Below are 17084 nucleotides of genomic sequence, written 5' to 3'. Positions count from 1 at the left end.
ACTTCCAATGGCCTGGCTGGAAACCCATTTCATAGAGTTACGAGAATCATAGGATAGACAGGACTTCCCTTTCTTCTTCTCTCATTTTAATTTAAAATAATGACACTAAATACGCCAAGACAGTTTTCGAAGTGTTGGAACTATGTATTCTGCCTTTTTTCATTTTACCTCTCACAACAAGAAAGGATGGCTTGCCTTGCATGTAAAAAATTCGTCCGTGCTCCATAACCGCTCGTTCTTGCGCTTATGGATCGCACGGATTTTCTCAGCTAGTGCTTTTCAAATCTTGTCAGTCACTATCGGTTGGCAGATGTACGATCTGACGGGCAGCGCCTTTAAGCTCGGTCTCGTCGGCCTAGCTCAGTTCTTGCCCATGCTGCTGCTGACTCTGCCTGCTGGGCAGACAGCGGACCGCTACGATCGCCGTACTATCGTCTATCTTTGCCAACTGATGGAGAGCGCCGTCGTCTTCTTGCTCGTCATCGGAAGCATGCAGGGCTGGCTCGATCCTATCCATTTATTGATCGCCGCCGCCATTCTCGGCGCTTGCCGCACCTTTGAAGGACCGGCTTCGGCCGCGCTCGTTCCCGACATCGTGGACCGCGAGCAGTTGCCTAAGGCAGCAGCTTGGTCCGCCTCAGCGATGCAAACGGCAATGATCGTTGGCCCGTCGCTCGGAGGTGTACTTGTCATCTGGGGCGTTTCTTTTGCTTACATGACAACGCTAGTCGCACTCCTAGTTTCGGCCTTGCTGATTTTCTTCGTCAAGACCGTCCATTTTGTAAAGAAGCTGGAAACCATCAGCATGGATACCTTCTTCAGCGGACTACGGTTCGTATTCGCTCGCAAAATAATTCTGGGCACCATCTCACTCGATCTGTTCGCCGTTCTGCTTGGCGGCGCGACTGCCTTGCTGCCAATCTTTGCCGAAGATATTCTGAAGACTGGTTCGCTCGGTCTAGGCCTGCTTCGCTCCGCGCCGGCAGTCGGCGCGATCGTGGTTTCGCTGATCCTAACGCGGTATTCGGTTGAGAAGGCCATCGGCAAGACGCTGTTTGCCTCGCTCGTGATTTTCGCATTGGCGACAATCCTGTTTGGCGTCTCCCATAACCTCTGGCTATCGCTCTTCGCGCTGTTCCTCACCGGCGCTTCCGACGTCGTCAGCGTTGTCATCCGATCGACGCTCGTGCAGGTTAACACGCCACAGGAGATGCAGGGCCGTGTCAATGCCGTCAATTCGCTGTTCATTGGCACATCGAACCAGCTTGGCGAATTCGAATCCGGTACGATGGCTGGATTAGTCGGCGCCGCGCCGGCGACCATCATCGGCGGCCTTGGCACCCTAGCCGTCGCCGTCATCTGGATGTATGGACTTTTCCCTGTTCTTCGGACCCAGAAGACGTACTCGGTGGAAGAAGGGAAATAACTGTGCTTCCCTCCCCTTTCCCGTCATTAACCCTAGATAGCATACCGATTCGCTAGGTGCACAAAAAATAGGGAAGAGCCCCTGTTTATTGGGCTCTTCCCTATAAAATGGCGGTTACGCAAAGTCTCCAGTAATGAATAGCAGCATTCTCAAGAACCATTCATCATATTCGGGAACTAATTTCGTATTACATTTGGGTATAAATGCTGTTTACATCTGGCTCCTGCAAGTTAGCTGGTTGTGCTTCGCACTCTCCTGCGCGCTACACCGGAGGTATAAGCGGCTTGAATGACTGCCTCTTTCACCCGTTCTGCAACATGCGGATTGAATACGCCCGGAATGATGTAATGCACACCTAATTCCTCTTCGCTCACGACGTCCGCGATTGCCTGGGCCGCAGCCAGCTTCATCGCTTCCGTAACGTGGGAAGCCCGGCAATCCAGCACGCCCCGGAATAGACCCGGGAAGCACAGCACGTTGTTAATCTGGTTCGGATAATCCGAGCGCCCGGTTGCCATAACGCGGACAAGGCCCTCGGCTTCTTCCGGCAAAATCTCCGGAGTCGGATTGGCCATCGCGAAAACGATCGGGTCGGCAGCCATCCGCTCAATATCCGTACGCTTCAATACGCCCGGTCCCGAAACACCGATGAAAATATCCGCGCCTTCGATAACATCGGACAACGCTCCGCTCTCCATCTCCGGATTCGTGTGCTCCGCATACCAGCGCCATGCTTCGTGCGGGTAGCTGTTACCGCGAACGAGTGCGCCTTCCCGGTCTACGCCTACAATCCGCGTCACTCCCGCTGCCTGCAATATTTTCGTGCATGCAATGCCTGCCGCGCCGATACCGCACAGTACAATCTTGCAATCTGAGAGCTGCTTACCGACCAGCTTCACTGCATTATACAGTCCAGCCAGCAGAACAACGGCAGTTCCGTGCTGATCGTCATGAAAAACCGGAATATCCAGCTCCTCAATCAGCCGTTGTTCGATCTCGAAGCAGCGCGGGGACGAAATATCCTCCAAATTGATGCCGCCAAAGGTCGGAGCGATCCGTTTGATCGTTGCGATGATTTCTTCCGTATCCTGGGTATCCAGACAGATTGGGAAAGCGTCAACACCAGCCAGCTGCTTGAACAGCATCGCCTTGCCTTCCATGACCGGCATCGCAGCGAGCGGGCCGATATTGCCAAGGCCCAGTACGGCGCTTCCGTCCGAAACGACCGCAACCGTATTGCGTTTAATTGTCAGCTTGTGGGCACTATTCGGGTTGTCGTGAATGGCCATGCAGATGTTCGCGACACCGGGGGTATAGACACGGGAAAGATCGTCCCTTGTTTTGATGGTCATTTTGGGCGTCACCTCGATCTTGCCGCCCAGATGCATCAGGAAGGTCTGATCGGACACTTGCAGCACCGTTACTCCCGGCAGATGGTTCAGCATACGGACGATGACGTCCTTGCTCGCCGCATCCACAATATTAATCGTCAAATCCCGAACGGTCGACGTTCGGCCGTTGCCGCTTACGTCGATGGCGACAATATCGCCGCCCGCTTTGCCAATTGCCGTAGCAATCAAGCCAAAGGTTGCTGCCTCCTTGTCCATCTCCAGCCGGATGACGATGTTGCTGCTTCCTGTTTTCGGCATAGCCATTCTTCTCAGCTTCCCTTCCAGTTCAACTTCTGTATCTCTTAACGTGTCAGCGTAACCGGCAGGCCGTGCTTTTCAAACAACCGGGCCATGACCGCCTTCGCCTTCTCCTCGTCCGGACCGTGAATTTCCAGCTCATATTGCGAATCGCGCAGCAGGGAAAGACTAAGTCCGAGTATGCTCTTCACATCAATCACCCGGTTATCTACCTTCATCACAACGCTCGATTGAAACGTGTTAGCCGTTTGATTGATTTCGACAATCGTTCTAGTCCCTAAGCCATCCATAAGAGCGCCTCCATTCGTTTTCTAGGATTGCACATCCTGCCTTATAACCGCGTGCTGTTTGCGCTGCATCAGCTTGCCAGCTGTCACGACAGCAACGGCAAGCAGCACCGGGAGCAAGCTGTGAACGATAGGCGGCAATGTATCCACTGCATGCGCGACCCACTTATCGTCGACGATCATTTCACCAGCGGTATATCCAAGCAAGGCGACGCCCAGCAAGATAATGAACGGAAATTTGTTCATTAATCGCATTAATAGCGTACTTCCCCAAATAATCAATGGAATGCTTATCGCAAGTGCCAGGCCAATGAGCGCATAGTTGCCATCCGCCGCGCCAGCAACGGCCAGCACGTTGTCCAGACTCATAACCAGGTCGGCGATTAGAATCGTTTTAATAGCTACGCCAAGTTCGCTGCTGGATGCCAGCTCCCCCTCATCGTCCTCTCCTTTCATCAGCTTAAAAGCGATCCATACGAGCAGCAGCCCTCCGGCTAGCTGGACGAAAGGGACATGCAACAGCCAAACAGCGGCAAACGTTAGCACGATTCGCAGCGCAATAGCGCCAAAGCTTCCGAAGAAGATCGCTTTCTTCTGCTGCTTCTCGGGTAAATTGCGGCATGCCAGGGCAATAACGACAGCATTATCGCCGCTGAGCACGATATTGATCAGCATAATTTTGAGCAGGCCAAGCAGAAGCCACTGCAAATCCACCTAAAAAAACCTCCTATCCGTTTAGCCTTCTTCGTTAATGATGACCTTCTTGCCGCGCAGCTTCAGCAGAAGTGGAATACTAATCCACAACACCCCGATAATAAGGAATGCGAGGGATACTGGCTTTTGCAGGAAGATCATGAAGTCGCCGTTCGAAATCGTCAAAGCCCGTCGCATATTGTTCTCCATCATCGGGCCAAGAATAAGGCCAAGAACGAGCGGAGCGAGCGGAAAATCATTCTTGGACAATACATAGCCGATGACGCCGCAAGCCATGATGAGCAGCAAATCGAAGGTTGAATACTGCACCGCGTATACCCCGAATACAGAAAAAACAATAATGAGTGGAATTAAATATTTGGCCGGCGTCTCAATGACCTTCGCGAACAGCTTGACGAGCGGCATATTCAGAATAAGAAGCATCAGGTTGCCGACGAACATGCTGGCGATAACGCCCCACGCGAGCTGCGGATGATCCTGGAATAGCAAAGGACCCGGCTGAACGTTGTACATAATGAACGCGCCCATAAGAATGGCCGTCGTGCCCGACGAAGGAATACCCATTGTAAGCAGCGGAATCATTGCGCCGCCGGAAGCCGCGTTGTTCGCTGATTCCGGTGCGGCTACGCCTGCGATAGCGCCTTTGCCGAACTTCTCCGGATTTTTGCTTAGCTTCTTCTCCATAACATAGGAAAAGAAGGAGGCCAGAATTGCGCCGGCGCCAGGAAGCAGGCCGATGAAGAAGCCGAGCACGGAGCCGCGGGCGATGGGCCCTGCGCTTTCTTTCATATCCTGCTTGGTCGGGAGGATACGATTGATCTTGGCAATCTCGCCATCATTGCTCTCTCGCTCCAGAATCGTTTTGAACACTTCGCCGACTGCGAACATGCCGACTGCGATGGTCAAAAACTCAAGTCCTTGATAAAGCTCCGGCATGCCGAAAGTAAAACGCTCGACGCCTGATACGCTGTCGATGCCTATCGTCGCCAGCAGCAGGCCGAACGCCGTCATCATCAGCGCCTTCACCATCGATTTGCCTGCCAGGCCACTGATCGCCAACAAGCCGAGCACCATCAAGGAAAAATATTCGGCAGGGCCGAACTTGATTGCAACAGCCGACAGCGGCTGAGCAAGAAATATGAGGCCGATGAGTGAAATAATGCCTGCAGCGAACGAGCCGATCGCCGAAATCGCGAGTGCAGCGCCCGCCCTGCCCTGCTTCGCCATTTGATAGCCATCGAGCGTAGTGACGACCGATGAGGACTCGCCTGGCGTATTTAGCAGGATCGAGGTAGTAGAGCCGCCATACATCGCCCCGTAATAAACCCCTGCAAGCAAAATGATCGAGCTGGTGGCTGCTTCCTCGGGTCCGAGTCCTCCGGTCATGGTAGCTGTAATGGGTATAAGGAGTGCAACACCGCTCATCGGGCCGATGCCAGGCAGCACGCCGACGACGGTGCCGATCAACACACCAAGGAAGACAAAAACAATGTTATGCCACTGCATTGCCGTAGCCAGCCCATGCCCCAAATAATCAATAGTGCTCATCGAGTGACCCCCTAGAAGATGCCAAGCCAAGCTGGGAAACCAGGCAGAGAGCCGTCCAGCAGGTTGACAAAAAGATAATAAACGCCATACGAGAAGCAAGAGGCAATGAGAACTGATTTCCACAGTTTACCTCTTTCCATCGTCTGAAAGCCGATCATTAGGAACAGAAACGTCGAAATGACAAAGCCAATGTCCTCCAGGAAGAAGGCATATAAGACGGCTGCGGTGAAAATAATGCCGAACCGTTTGTAGTCAAGGTTGGATTTGCGTTTTTGCTGCTGCTGTTTGCGGAATGTCTCGTAGATCAGCCTTGCGCTCATCAAGGACAGAAAGCCGCCCAGAAACATAGGGAAAATGTTCGCCCCAACATTACTGCCGTAGGAGCTGGCCGTAATGGATCTGCTGCCGATTATAAATGCGATTCCGATCGCACAGAAAACGATGCCTGCATAGCGGTCGAAAGAATGATTCACCTTAGTCACTCTCCTCTGTAAGCATTAGGGGAATTCTCCCCTAATGCTTCATTGTTTCTCTATTTTTGCATGCCAAGCGCCGTCAGCATTTCGTTAAGCTGCGCTTCCTGTTCTCCCAGGAATGCTTTGAAATCGTCCGCGTTTTTGTATTCGGTCTGCCAGTTGTTGGCCGTCATTTCGGATTTCCATTGCTCGGATTCAACCATCGCCTTCAGCGTTGCATCCCAGAAGGATTTAGCATCCGCACTCATCTCCTTCGGACCGAAAATGCCGCGCCAGATGAGAAACTCTGCGTCAATGCCCTGCTCCTTCAGCGTTGGCACATCCGCCAGACTGCCGCTGGTCAGTCGCTCCGGTGACTCAACCGCGAGAACCTTAATCTTGCCGGCCTTTACGTACTGGTCAAGCGAGGATGCATCCGTGCCCAGCACATCAGCGTTGCCGCCAAGCAGGGCGGTAATCGCTTCGCCGCCGCCGTCATAGGAAACGTACTTGACGCTCTTCGGATCAATTCCGTATTTGAATGCAGGCAGAATCGAGACCAGATGATCCATAGAGCCTGGCGCGGAACCGCCGGCTACCGTAAACTTCGATGGATCTGCCTTCATGTCGTCCAAGAGCGATCTAAGGTCGTTGTATTTGGAATCCGCGGCAACGGCGATGGCGCCGTAATCCTTCGTCAATTGCGCCAGCGGCGTCGTATCGTTGTAGCCGTAAGGCGAGTTTCCTTCCTTCTTCAAATGGTTGATCAGAATCGGAGGTGAGCTGACGAACAGCTTGTGGTTGTCCTTGACGTCTTTCGTAGCATACTCGGCCATAAATACAGCGCCGCCACCGCCCGGCTTGTTCTCGACAGTGATGGCCTTTTCGGTCGCTTTCGTTTCCGTCAGTACCTTCGTGATTGTGCGAGCTGTCATGTCCCATCCGCCGCCTGCGCCCGATGGCGCTACGAGCGTCAGCGATTTGCTCGGATAGTTCGAGGAACCGGAACCCGATTGGTTCGCTGCGCTGCCGCATGCAGCAAGGCTGATGGCGAGTACGACGATTGGAGCGGCTTTCCAAGTTTTTGTAAGTAATTTTTTCATTTATTAAGACCTCCCGCATGGCATTTATTTTGTATGCGCTTTCTTTGAAGCGCTTTCAGAATAACATCCGATCTATCAAATGAAAATGTTAAGGACATAAACGATAATAAAGCGATTGTGGTCATTTTGTTCATTTTGTTCACGGCAGTCATTTAAGATAGCGGTTACAAGTTGTGCTACAATAGGAGGAAAAATCGGAGGCAACCTGCATGCGGCTGCAAACGAAGCTCATTCTTATCATCTGTTCCCTGCTCGCTTTCGTCATTATTAGTTTGGGCGGCATTTTCTACGTTGTCATCACTACCCTGCTGGAGAAGCAAATCGGAGAGCAGGCGCTCAAGGTTGCGGAGACGCTTGCAGTCATGCCCGACATCCAGGGCGCCTTCGACGACCAGAACCCTGCGCTCGTCATCCAGCCTCTGGCCGAATCGGTTCGGCTCGAAACCGGCGCGCAATACATCGTCGTAGGGAATCGGGAGGGCGTACGGTACTCCCATCCGATTCCGGAACGAATTGGCGGAATCATGGTTGGCGGGGACAACGGACCCGTGCTTGAAGGAAAACCCATTATTTCGAGGGCTACCGGCTCAATGGGTCCTTCCCTGCGCGGCAAAGCTCCGATCTTTGACAAAAGCGGCGGCGTTATCGGCATCGTTTCCGTCGGATTCTTGACAGGCGATGTCAATTCCATCACCGATGAGTATCAAATTGAAGTGTTGCTCGTTTCCTTCGTCGCCCTTGTGGTAGGCACGATTGGGTCCATCCTCATTGCCCGCAGCGTAAGGCGGTCCATCCACGGCCTTGAGCCTAAAGAGATAGGCGAGCTTTATATGGAGAAACAGGCTATTCTGGAATCGATCCGAGAAGGCATCATCGCGATTAACCAAACCGGACGCATAACACTCGCCAACCGCTATGCGCACCGGCTTCTTGCCATACCCGAGCACGAGAGCATTATCGGCAAGCAGGTGGAGGAGATTATTCCGAATACAGGTCTGATGGATGTTGTTCGCTCCGGACTTTCCCAATCGGATCGGGAGATGCTGATGGGCGAGGAAGAGGTCATTGTGAATCGCGTACCGATCAAAGATTTTCGGAATCGGGTGAGCGGCGCCGTATCCAGCTTCCGCAGCAAATCCGAGCTGTACCGGCTTGCCGAGGAGCTGTCACAGGTCAAGCGGTTCGCCGATTCGCTCCGCGCCCAGACCCATGAGTTTTCCAACAAGCTGTACGTTATCTCGGGACTTATCCAGCTCGAGTCTTATCAGGAAGCCATCGACCTTATTTCAAGAGAAGCGAGCGTCCATCAAAGTCTCGTCCAATTCATTATGCGCGAAGTTCCCGACCCGGTAATCGCTGGGCTCCTCATTGGCAAATACAATCACGCCAAGGAGCTGAAGATCACCTTCCGTCTTGACGAGGAAAGCTCCTTCCGCGACATACCGCCTCATATGGACCGAAGTCTGCTCGTCACCATTATCGGCAATCTGATTGATAATGCGATGGAGGCGGTGCTTGCCCGCAGTGAGCTGGATGGGGACAACAAGCTTACCTCCTTGTTTCTGACCGATCTGGGCGATGATTTAATTATTGAATGCGAGGATAACGGTGTTGGCATACCTGAGGAATTCGGCGAGGCCATATTCAAGAAGGGCTTCTCCACCAAGCCAGGTGAACATCGGGGCATCGGGCTGTCGCTGGTTGAGCATGCCATTCATAAACTGAACGGCTACTTGACCTTCAGCCGCAGCCCGCAGGGAGGTACGATTTTTACGGTAGCCATACCAAAGCATGCAGATTTAAGCCAGAAGGAGCAATCGAAATGATGACGGAGACGCCAACTATTGAAGTGCTGATTGTGGAGGACGATGTCAAAATCGCTGAAATCAACAGACGCTTTGTGGAACAAATCGAAGGTTTTCATGTCGTCGGCATTGCTACTGACGAAACACAAGCCCGGACACAACTGGAAGTGTTAAATCCCCAGCTCGTGCTGCTCGACATCTACTTTCCCGATACGAGCGGATTAAGCATGCTGCACTACATCCGTCAGCATTATCGGGATACGGACGTCATTATGATTACCGCCGCCAGAGAAAGCGAAGCGGTGCGTGAAGCGATCCGCGGCGGTGCATTCGATTATATTATGAAACCGCTCATCTTTAACCGCCTTAGGGAAACGCTCCTTCGCTATGTTGCATTTCAGGCAGAGCTGCACCGTTTAGCGCATTCGCAAACCGTGAACCAGAACGATATCGACCGCGTGCTTGCCGGTTCGAGCAAGACGGAAATTGCGGCCGATTCAACGCTGCTGCCCAAAGGAATCGATAGGCTCACGCTGGAGAAGGTCGTACAAGCGCTCACCTCCGAGAGTAAGGGCTTATCGGCTGAGCAGGTTGCGAAGCTGATCGGCACGAGTCGCTCGACGAGCAGGCGGTATTTGGAGCACCTTGTCGGACTAGGCAACGTCTATCCCGATCTCTCCTACGGTGTCGTCGGCCGGCCGGAGCGTGTCTACCGATTGAAGAAATAGAAACGTAGAAAGTGAAAGCCCCTCAACTGAATGGTCAAGCCCCAAGGTATGCGCATCCCACAGCAGGGACTTGCCTTATAGCCCCAAGCATGGATTGGTAGTGTTTGAATAAAAAAATGACCGTGCGTTTTCCTCGCACGGTCATTTTAAAATTGCACTTTCTGTTCACTTTTAGCGGGCGATTACGGGTTCGTCGACCAAAGTCCGGCATGCTTCAATACAACTCGAGGATGAAGTTTCAACTGCGCGACGATTAAGTCCGCCAAGTCTTCCGGCTGCATGACTTTCTCAGGGTTGCCGTCCGTCAGCTTGAGTTCCAATGCCATATCGGTTGCGACCGTGCTCGGAGTCAACGTGGTTACTCGAATGTTTTTCTTTCGAACCTCAAGCATTAAGGACTCGCTTAACCCGATAACAGCGGCTTTGGATGCGGTATACGCGCTCGTGAGCGGAGCCCCTCTTTGGCCAGCCGTGGACGCAATATTAACAATATCGCCCGTATTGCGCTCCATCATTTCCGGCAATACCGCGCGGGTGGTGTAATACACGCCTTTAACGTTGACGTCGATAATGTTCGTCCATTCTTCGGGCGTTAACTCCATAAAGCCGCCGAATTTGCTAATTCCGGCATTGTTGACGAGAATGTCAATTGCACCCAGTTCCCCCCGAATGGACTCGACCGCCGCAGTAATGGAAGCAAGATCCGCCACGTCGGCTGTTGAAATGGCTATCTTCACGCCATACGGCTTGAGTTCTTCCGCTACCTTCTGCAAGTTTTCAAGCGAACGTCCTACAAGACCGACGTGAATGCCCTCTTGAGCAAACGCTATGGCTGTTGCACGCCCGATACCGCGTCCCGATCCAGTAATTAATGCGACTTTCCCCGCTATTGATTGCATTTTTTTTCACTCCTCTAATCTCGCTATGTATAGCATGATACAACATTGTTTTAGCGCAAACAAGAATCAGACCAGAATCGATATTCGTCGTGTTGTTGTTTACTACACTAGCTATAAGGATTGAACCAAAAAGAGCAAAGATCAAGCAAGCAACGGTTAGCAAATTAGTCTGTTCCTTGGCGTTACTGCAGCCTCCGCGGCCAACATCAAAAGGACGACGCAGAGTTCAGCCTCTGCGTCGTCCTTTTTTCATTAATGTCTATCGCTTTAAGAACGACTACTCTAGCATTACTTCATCCACATAAACGGTGCCAGCTCCGCTTGTCGAATAAATTTCAATTCCCATTGCTTTGACCAACGTCTTGTCTATTGGAACCATGCCAGTATAATCATTTCCGTTCAGGTTAAGCGTAAGCCACTGGTAGTCGGTGCCCAGCGTCCATTCATCGGAGTTCGCCCAGGTCCAGCCGGAACCGCTCTTAATGAACAATTTTGCTTTAGCAGACCCTGCGGAAAGACGTACGCGCATTTTCAGCGTATTGCCGCCGCTCAAATCTTTGTCGCCGATATAGTTGAGGTCTGAGCTATTACCCGGTGTATTGTCGAACGGATAATCAGCCTGCAATACGCCAATCGTGTTGTCTGAAGGATCCGACGACTGGATTAAGCTCGTTGCGTTTAACGTGTTTCCGCCAAATACCCAGCCCTGCGCGTCGCTATTGAACCCGAACAATTCGCCAGTCGCTATTGGTCCGCCAACACTTCCTACCGGTACAGTACCCGCCGATGGATCGTTGATAGCGCTGATGTCGTCAAAGTACAAGGAGCCGCTTTGCTCAGCGTTATCGACAGCGTTCACGTAGATAGACATGCTTTGAACATTCTTAAGTCCAAGCTGTGTAATTTTCTTACCGGCGTTAGACGTGTCCCATGGTGCAACGGCGAATTCCCTGAACGGAATGCTGACCCATCCCGGCGTCGTCGAGGCCAAAGAAGGATAGACTTCGAAAGAAACGCCATTCACGTTAAGCTGAATAACTAATTTTTGATTGGAGCCGTCCGGTGTGAGATAGAGCTTCAAAGCGTTGTTGCCGGACCAGTCCACGCCCAAATTCTTCGTAATGCCCGCATAACCGTTGCTGCCGAGAGTGTAGTCGAATTTCATCGCGTAACTGCCGCCGCTTTTGTTGGCATTCGACAACGATACGGACGTAGCATCGCCGCCGGCGTGAACAAATTTGGAACCCAGTGCGGTGTCGCTGCCCATATATCCTTCAAAATCGTCAACTACGTTCGGATTGGAAGCTTCATCTGCATAAGTGCTGTAAAGCCCAATGTTATCCATATAAACCGGGAAGCTGCCGCTGGAGCTGTCGAGCCCGCTGCCCACGATGGAAATGGCGATATCGTCAGCAGTCGCGCGTTTGCCCGCATCGGTCAAATCGATGGTCGGAGTAAAATGAACATATTCTACACCATCAATCGTTACCTTAGGTAAATCCGCAAAAGAAGTTGTTGTCGAATCCATTCCGTACTTCGTATCCCAATCCTGAGGCAACTGAACGACTGCCCGAAGGGTAGCGTCAGTGCTAGAAGCTGCCGATACCGGCACCCAAGCATCCAGCTTAATGCGCATGACGCCCGATAAAGTGTCGCTGCCTACTACCGTCTTGGCGTTCTGCAGCTCCAGCTTCATCTCTTGCCATGTGTCGGTATTCGTTACACCGCTAACGCTCAGATTCAACGCACCGCTGCCGTTAAAAGCAGCTTGTGAAATGGAGTCCACCGTCGCCTGGTAACCGCCGTTGTTTTGAACGCCCGAGATGTCATTATCGAACGTATACGTCGCGATCGGCACCTCGCTGATCTTAACGAAAACCGTATTCGTCTGCGATTGGAGGACGCTATGGTTAGCGTCATACACTTTAACGGTGATCGTCGTCGACTTGCCGTTCAATTGGGCGGCTGGGGACCAGTCCGCCATATAAAAGCCCGAATCCGCGTCCAAGGTCATCGGGATTTCGGTGGCGGATTCTCCGATCGTGTACACGACACTAGCCGGAGTCTCGTTCAAGACTCGCGCACGGATCGTCGTTGTATTGTTGCTGATCGTTTCTTGGTCCGTGGGAGATGCAATATGCATGAACGGTTGCTCAGCTTCCGTCGTAACGGTGCGGTCGTATGCGCCGGTTACGCCTTCGCTGAACAACGTGTACGGATCATTGTAGAAAGATTTAAAATCGGCCATCATTTGATGCTCTTGCGACGTTCCTGTCGGATAAGGCACGTATGAGCTCGAGCTTGGCGTAAAGTCCGCCCATGTCAGCATGAACGCCATTTTCCTCGCGTCCGGATCCGCTTGCAGCGCTTTGATCATGTCCGTGAAAAAGGTCGGTCGGTCGTTGCCGCTAACCAGCATGTTTTGGTACCCGAATTCGGTAAGCGCCGCTACTTTGTGCTTCTGATCCGCAATTTGGGAGACGGTCTTCGCATCCGCGGCCAAGCCGGTAAAGTAGCCGTCGCCATTCCCCGTATTGTAATAACTGTCAAAGCCCAGAATATCTACGTAATCGTCACCAGGGTACGTAGACAGATACTGATCCTTGTTGCTGCCGAAGCCGCCGCCCGGCGAGTAAGCATACAGGAAGTTGTGAACGCCTTTCTTGTCGCGTAAGTATTCAACGGTGTAACGGTACAATTCTTTGTATTGATCCGTCGTCGTAAACGCGGCTCCCCACCAGAACCAGCTGCCGCTCATTTCGTGGAACGGACGGTAGATGACCGGAATCGAATTTCCGTTGTCATCCTTCAGATGAATCGCGAAATCGGCGATATTGTCGAGGAACGCGTTAAAATCCGCATTTTTGTCTCCACCCGGCAAAATGTGGGATACGACCGAACCTTTCAAATCATAGAAATCACCGCCAGTCACGAAGTTAGGCATATGTGAGCTCAGCGTTAGAATGCCGCCATAGTTGTAGGCTTGTTTCATTTCACTGATCAAATTGTCGCGGCTGGAAGTGAAATCTCCCATTACGCCTGGTTTTTCTTTACCTTCCAAGCTTAGCGTATCCCAACCAAATACGGCTGGATGTTCGCCGACGTCATTGTAAACGTCGGATTGCGTTCCATCGTGTACCGTGATGGATTGTCCTTCATCCGTCGCATGCTGCTGCCCGAAAAGGATGTTGTTGCCGCGGATGCCCTCCAAATAATCGAACAAGGATTTTGACGCTCCGGTCGCTTGCGCATCCACAAAATTTTTGCTAGCGGTATCGGGCCCATTGTTCGTTCCTGAATGGGATCCCGACGTTGAGGAAGAAGCGTTCGAAATGATGCCGTTCACGATAACGGCAGTTCCTAAATCAATTGATTTGCCATTAACCGTAACGCCCGAAGCGTTAATATTGACTTTATTCATACTTCCTTGCCCTGTAATGGTCGAACCGGTTGCCGTGCCGGCGATGTTCAATCCGTTGATCGTAGCCCCACCGCTAATATCCAAGCTAGACGGCTGATTGAGATCCACCGAATCGGTAGTTGTGCCGATGGAGAAATCCAATTTCGCCGAGCTATTTACAGAGACATGGGAAAGGTGAGTATAGCCGGAAATTTGAACATGCACTTGCCCTTCTTTTCGGTTTACGACGACTTCGCCAAGCGTGGAGTTGTTGAGAACGATCGTGTTAGCCCCACCACCCTCGATAAAAGTGGTGCCTGTAACGGAGACGCCATCAAGCGTCACTTCTCCGTCGCCAATGCCGGCTGTCAAATACAAGTTCCCGTTAACCGTTGCGTTTTTCAGTACGACACCTTTGTTATTCACGACGACGTTGCCACTAACGGTTCCACCATCGAAGGAACCAGCATTGGTGTAATAACCGGCGACCAAATTATTGATAAGAGTAACCGCTTCCGCACGCGTAATCGGTGTGGTTGGCCGCAGCGTGCCATCTTGATAGCCGTTCAACACGCCGGACAACGCGTTTACCGCATCCTTAGCGTAAGCCTGAATCTTCGAGCTGTCGTTGAATTTCCCTGACGCGCTCGAACCGGCCTGCAATTCGAAAAGTCTTGCCAGCATCGTGATCGCGTCTTCAATGGTAATATTCGTGTCCGCTTCCGCCTTGTTGCCCGGGAAGCCTTGATAAATGCCCGCCTGGCGTGCAAACGAAAGTTGATCGGCATACCAGCTGCTAGTGTTTACGTCCGAAAAAGCTTCATCCGATTTGACATAAAAACCGAAAACGCGATTCAAAATCGTAACAAACTCAGCCCGAGAAATATTTTGATTCGGATAAAACATACCGTTCGGGTATCCGCCAAGCACGCCGTTGGCAGCCCATTTTTCAACGCTAGACTGCGCCCAATGCCCCGAAATATCGCTTAGTGCTTCTGATGGCAGCCTCGATTGCACAGGTCCCGAATCAGCAGCAAACACAGATGCACCTGGAGACACCGCAATCGCTGTCGACAGCAAGCCGACTAGCCATTTTTGTTTCTTCCTCATAATAATCCTCCCTCTTAAGATGAAGAGATATGAAACCCGCTTACGACAATGCAAACAAAGTACTCTCCGATTCTGTTATCGTTTTTTCAAAAATAACAAAGATAACAAAATTGAAATAAATGTAATGTAAGCGCTTAACATTTATTAGTATACGCCTCTTTATGTGGCGAAAATAGCGTTTTAAATGGGGATTTATTGTCTTTAATTATCCTAACTTTTTTAAATTAGGCTAACAAACAATCAACAGCTGTTCAGCCTGCCGTCGATCTATCCTCAACTTGACTCAGGATACAGGCCACCCATCCAATCGAAGAAATTTTGGTCAAACTGCTTCGTCAGTACATAGAGCAGACTTGATTCTAGTCAGGATTTTCTAATAACACAAAAGAGCCGTCACTCGTGGTGACAGCTCTTATAACAAAGCTAAGTCGATATCTGATCGACAATCTCAATTACTATTGTTTATGTCACTGGAACCTGATGGTATGGATTCGCGTCACATTTGAGTGTTTCGGAATGCACCCACAGCTTTAAAAAAAGTATTCACATGACTCCTTACTATTATTTAATTAGTTACCGTATTAAAAAAGCTGCGAACTCTTACAAACTACTGAATATTCGATAACCGAAATTGCCCAAAGAGTTGGCTTTAAACATGTCAATCAATCGTGCCAATATTCGCCCATGTCACCCATTTTGTCACCCCTTGTTTATCAACATTTTAATACATCTATTTGCCTAAAAACTTAATTTGGTAATGAAACCTTCAGATGGATAATCTATACTAGCATAATCAGGAAAGAATTTTATATCTCCATTCGTATCAATAATACCTAGCTGTTCCTTATAAACTACACAAACATAACCATTCCAGAACTTAGATACAAAATCGAATTCAGAATTTATAGCGTATTCCCCATTAATATCGATAAAACCCCATTTATCTTTTTCTCTTACTGGAGCTAAACCATGAAGAAATCATTAGCCTCTTGATACTTATTCGATATTACAATTTTCCCTTCGGAGTCAAAAAAAAATATTTGGGTTCAACAATTATATTACCTAATTTATTTATAATGCCGTTTTTTGAATCCTTAGTTACAGCTGCATAGCCATTTACAAAGAAACTAGGGAGTCCCACTGAGCTTCAATTACAATCTCTGGTTTTTTTCGGAAGAATAACTCCTCCATTTTCTACGTCTTCTTTTGTAAGTGAGTCAAAATAGAGCATCCCCGAGACCTCTTCGCCGACTAAAGCCATATCAAATGGAAATATTGAGTACACTTTATTTGCTAACTCAGAAACCGTCTTTTCAAGCTCAATGAGGAAAGAATTATTCTGTGGAATTAGAGGGTATTGGACTAAATACTCTCTTTCTAACATTCCAGTTGGGATACAAAAATCCAACCAGTCCAAACCTTCTCTAACAGTAAGGGATAGGCAGCCAAGATATCCCACGGACCAACTAAAAGGTGATTTGACCACAACGCATGTATACATTTCGATAAAACTTCATTAGATAGCTTCTTTTGAAACTCAATTGCTAATTCGAAATAGCTGCCATTCCAATCATTAACACCAAAAGTATCCATTCAATAGCTCCTGACGTAAAGACTTGATGACATTATTTTACCATGCAAACCTACCCTTTACTTCAACAAAGGCTGCAGCAGATCCTCCGATCTGCTGCAGCCTATTGATTGAACTATAGTTCCCCTCCCTTAACCTTTTATTGAGTACGCTTTTTCATATCTGTGGCTTTCGGTTCTACAAACCAGCTCATGAGAAAATTATTGACAGTGAGCATAATACTCCTACAAATATCAAAAACCCACCGAAAGCTGCATAATTTATCCGAACAATGATAAACATAATGCTTGCCGTTGTTGAGCATAAAGGAGGTGCAAACATGACCAATAAGCAAAACGGGGTATCCAAAGCGGATGTGCAGAGTACGAA

The 17084-nt window shown here is 50.2% G+C and carries 15 protein-coding genes and 1 pseudogene; 4 read left to right on the top strand and 12 right to left on the bottom strand.

Features of this window, described 5'->3' with window-relative positions; genetic code table 11:
• The first annotated feature begins 142 nt into the window (after positions 1-142).
• Positions 143-1426, top strand: a complete 1284-nt coding sequence (locus AB4Y93_RS28190; RefSeq protein WP_441897020.1) for an MFS transporter — start codon at positions 143-145, stop codon at positions 1424-1426.
• A 230-nt stretch (positions 1427-1656) separates the two neighbouring features.
• Here the strand turns inward: AB4Y93_RS28190 and AB4Y93_RS28185 are convergent, their stop codons facing one another.
• The 6 genes from AB4Y93_RS28185 to AB4Y93_RS28160 are packed head-to-tail and all read right to left on the bottom strand — an operon-like array spanning position 1657 to position 7182.
• The gene (locus tag AB4Y93_RS28185; RefSeq protein ID WP_441897018.1) at positions 1657-3081 is read right to left on the bottom strand and encodes an NAD-dependent malic enzyme; all 1425 of its coding nucleotides are present in this window, start codon (positions 3079-3081) and stop codon (positions 1657-1659) included.
• 38 nt (positions 3082-3119) lie between these two features.
• Positions 3120-3365, bottom strand: coding sequence for an HPr family phosphocarrier protein (locus AB4Y93_RS28180; protein WP_441897016.1), 246 nt, complete (start codon positions 3363-3365; stop codon positions 3120-3122).
• 21 nt (positions 3366-3386) lie between these two features.
• A complete protein-coding gene (locus AB4Y93_RS28175) occupies positions 3387-4037 on the bottom strand; it encodes a TerC family protein (protein ID WP_441897101.1) in 651 nt (216 codons plus the stop codon).
• A 60-nt stretch (positions 4038-4097) separates the two neighbouring features.
• On the bottom strand, positions 4098-5624 hold the full coding sequence (locus tag AB4Y93_RS28170) for a tripartite tricarboxylate transporter permease (protein ID WP_441897015.1): 1527 nt from the start codon (positions 5622-5624) through the stop codon (positions 4098-4100).
• A gap of 11 nt (positions 5625-5635) precedes the next feature.
• Positions 5636-6097, bottom strand: coding sequence for a tripartite tricarboxylate transporter TctB family protein (locus AB4Y93_RS28165; RefSeq protein ID WP_441897013.1), 462 nt, complete (start codon positions 6095-6097; stop codon positions 5636-5638).
• Between the two features lie 59 nt (positions 6098-6156).
• Entirely contained in the window at positions 6157-7182 is a 1026-nt protein-coding gene (locus tag AB4Y93_RS28160) for a Bug family tripartite tricarboxylate transporter substrate binding protein (protein WP_441897012.1), read from the bottom strand.
• A gap of 209 nt (positions 7183-7391) precedes the next feature.
• Between AB4Y93_RS28160 and AB4Y93_RS28155 the strand changes: the two genes are divergently transcribed.
• Together AB4Y93_RS28155 and AB4Y93_RS28150 are read left to right on the top strand one after the other, a co-directional pair.
• On the top strand, positions 7392-9008 hold the full coding sequence (locus AB4Y93_RS28155; protein WP_441897010.1) for an ATP-binding protein: 1617 nt from the start codon (positions 7392-7394) through the stop codon (positions 9006-9008).
• Complete coding sequence (locus AB4Y93_RS28150) at positions 9008-9715, top strand: response regulator (protein ID WP_441897099.1); 708 nt, start codon at positions 9008-9010, stop codon at positions 9713-9715. Before AB4Y93_RS28155 ends, AB4Y93_RS28150 begins: the two co-directional genes overlap by 1 nt.
• Positions 9716-9897: 182 nt before the next feature.
• Here the strand turns inward: AB4Y93_RS28150 and AB4Y93_RS28145 are convergent, their stop codons facing one another.
• Both AB4Y93_RS28145 and AB4Y93_RS28140 read right to left on the bottom strand, forming a co-directional pair.
• The gene (locus AB4Y93_RS28145) at positions 9898-10614 is read right to left on the bottom strand and encodes a 3-ketoacyl-ACP reductase (protein ID WP_441897008.1); all 717 of its coding nucleotides are present in this window, start codon (positions 10612-10614) and stop codon (positions 9898-9900) included.
• Positions 10615-10891: 277 nt separating this feature from the next.
• Positions 10892-15124: a glycosyl hydrolase gene (locus AB4Y93_RS28140; RefSeq protein ID WP_441897007.1), complete on the bottom strand. Its 4233-nt coding sequence runs from the start codon at positions 15122-15124 to the stop codon at positions 10892-10894.
• A 496-nt stretch (positions 15125-15620) separates the two neighbouring features.
• Here AB4Y93_RS28140 and AB4Y93_RS28135 point away from each other — a divergent pair.
• Positions 15621-15874: pseudogene (locus tag AB4Y93_RS28135) on the top strand (helix-turn-helix domain-containing protein); the annotation flags it as partial.
• On the opposite strand, the gene AB4Y93_RS28130 reads toward AB4Y93_RS28135, so the two are convergent.
• The 4 genes from AB4Y93_RS28130 to AB4Y93_RS28115 all read right to left on the bottom strand — a co-directional run.
• Entirely contained in the window at positions 15863-16054 is a 192-nt protein-coding gene (locus tag AB4Y93_RS28130; protein ID WP_441897097.1) for a hypothetical protein, read from the bottom strand. The pseudogene AB4Y93_RS28135 and the gene AB4Y93_RS28130 overlap by 12 nt on opposite strands.
• A gap of 76 nt (positions 16055-16130) precedes the next feature.
• A complete protein-coding gene (locus AB4Y93_RS28125; protein ID WP_441897005.1) occupies positions 16131-16265 on the bottom strand; it encodes a WG repeat-containing protein in 135 nt (44 codons plus the stop codon).
• A 236-nt stretch (positions 16266-16501) separates the two neighbouring features.
• Positions 16502-16717: a hypothetical protein gene (locus AB4Y93_RS28120; RefSeq protein WP_441897003.1), complete on the bottom strand. Its 216-nt coding sequence runs from the start codon at positions 16715-16717 to the stop codon at positions 16502-16504.
• Positions 16718-16854: 137 nt separating this feature from the next.
• Positions 16855-17084 (bottom strand): hypothetical protein (locus AB4Y93_RS28115; protein ID WP_441897002.1); only part of this gene is annotated, 230 nt, incomplete at its 5' end.

The sequence above is a fragment of the Paenibacillus sp. YAF4_2 genome (assembly GCF_052113225.1).
Taxonomy (GTDB): domain Bacteria; phylum Bacillota; class Bacilli; order Paenibacillales; family Paenibacillaceae; genus Pristimantibacillus.
The sequence above is the reverse complement of the archived record's forward strand: the minus strand, read 5'-3'. Positions and strand labels throughout refer to the sequence as shown.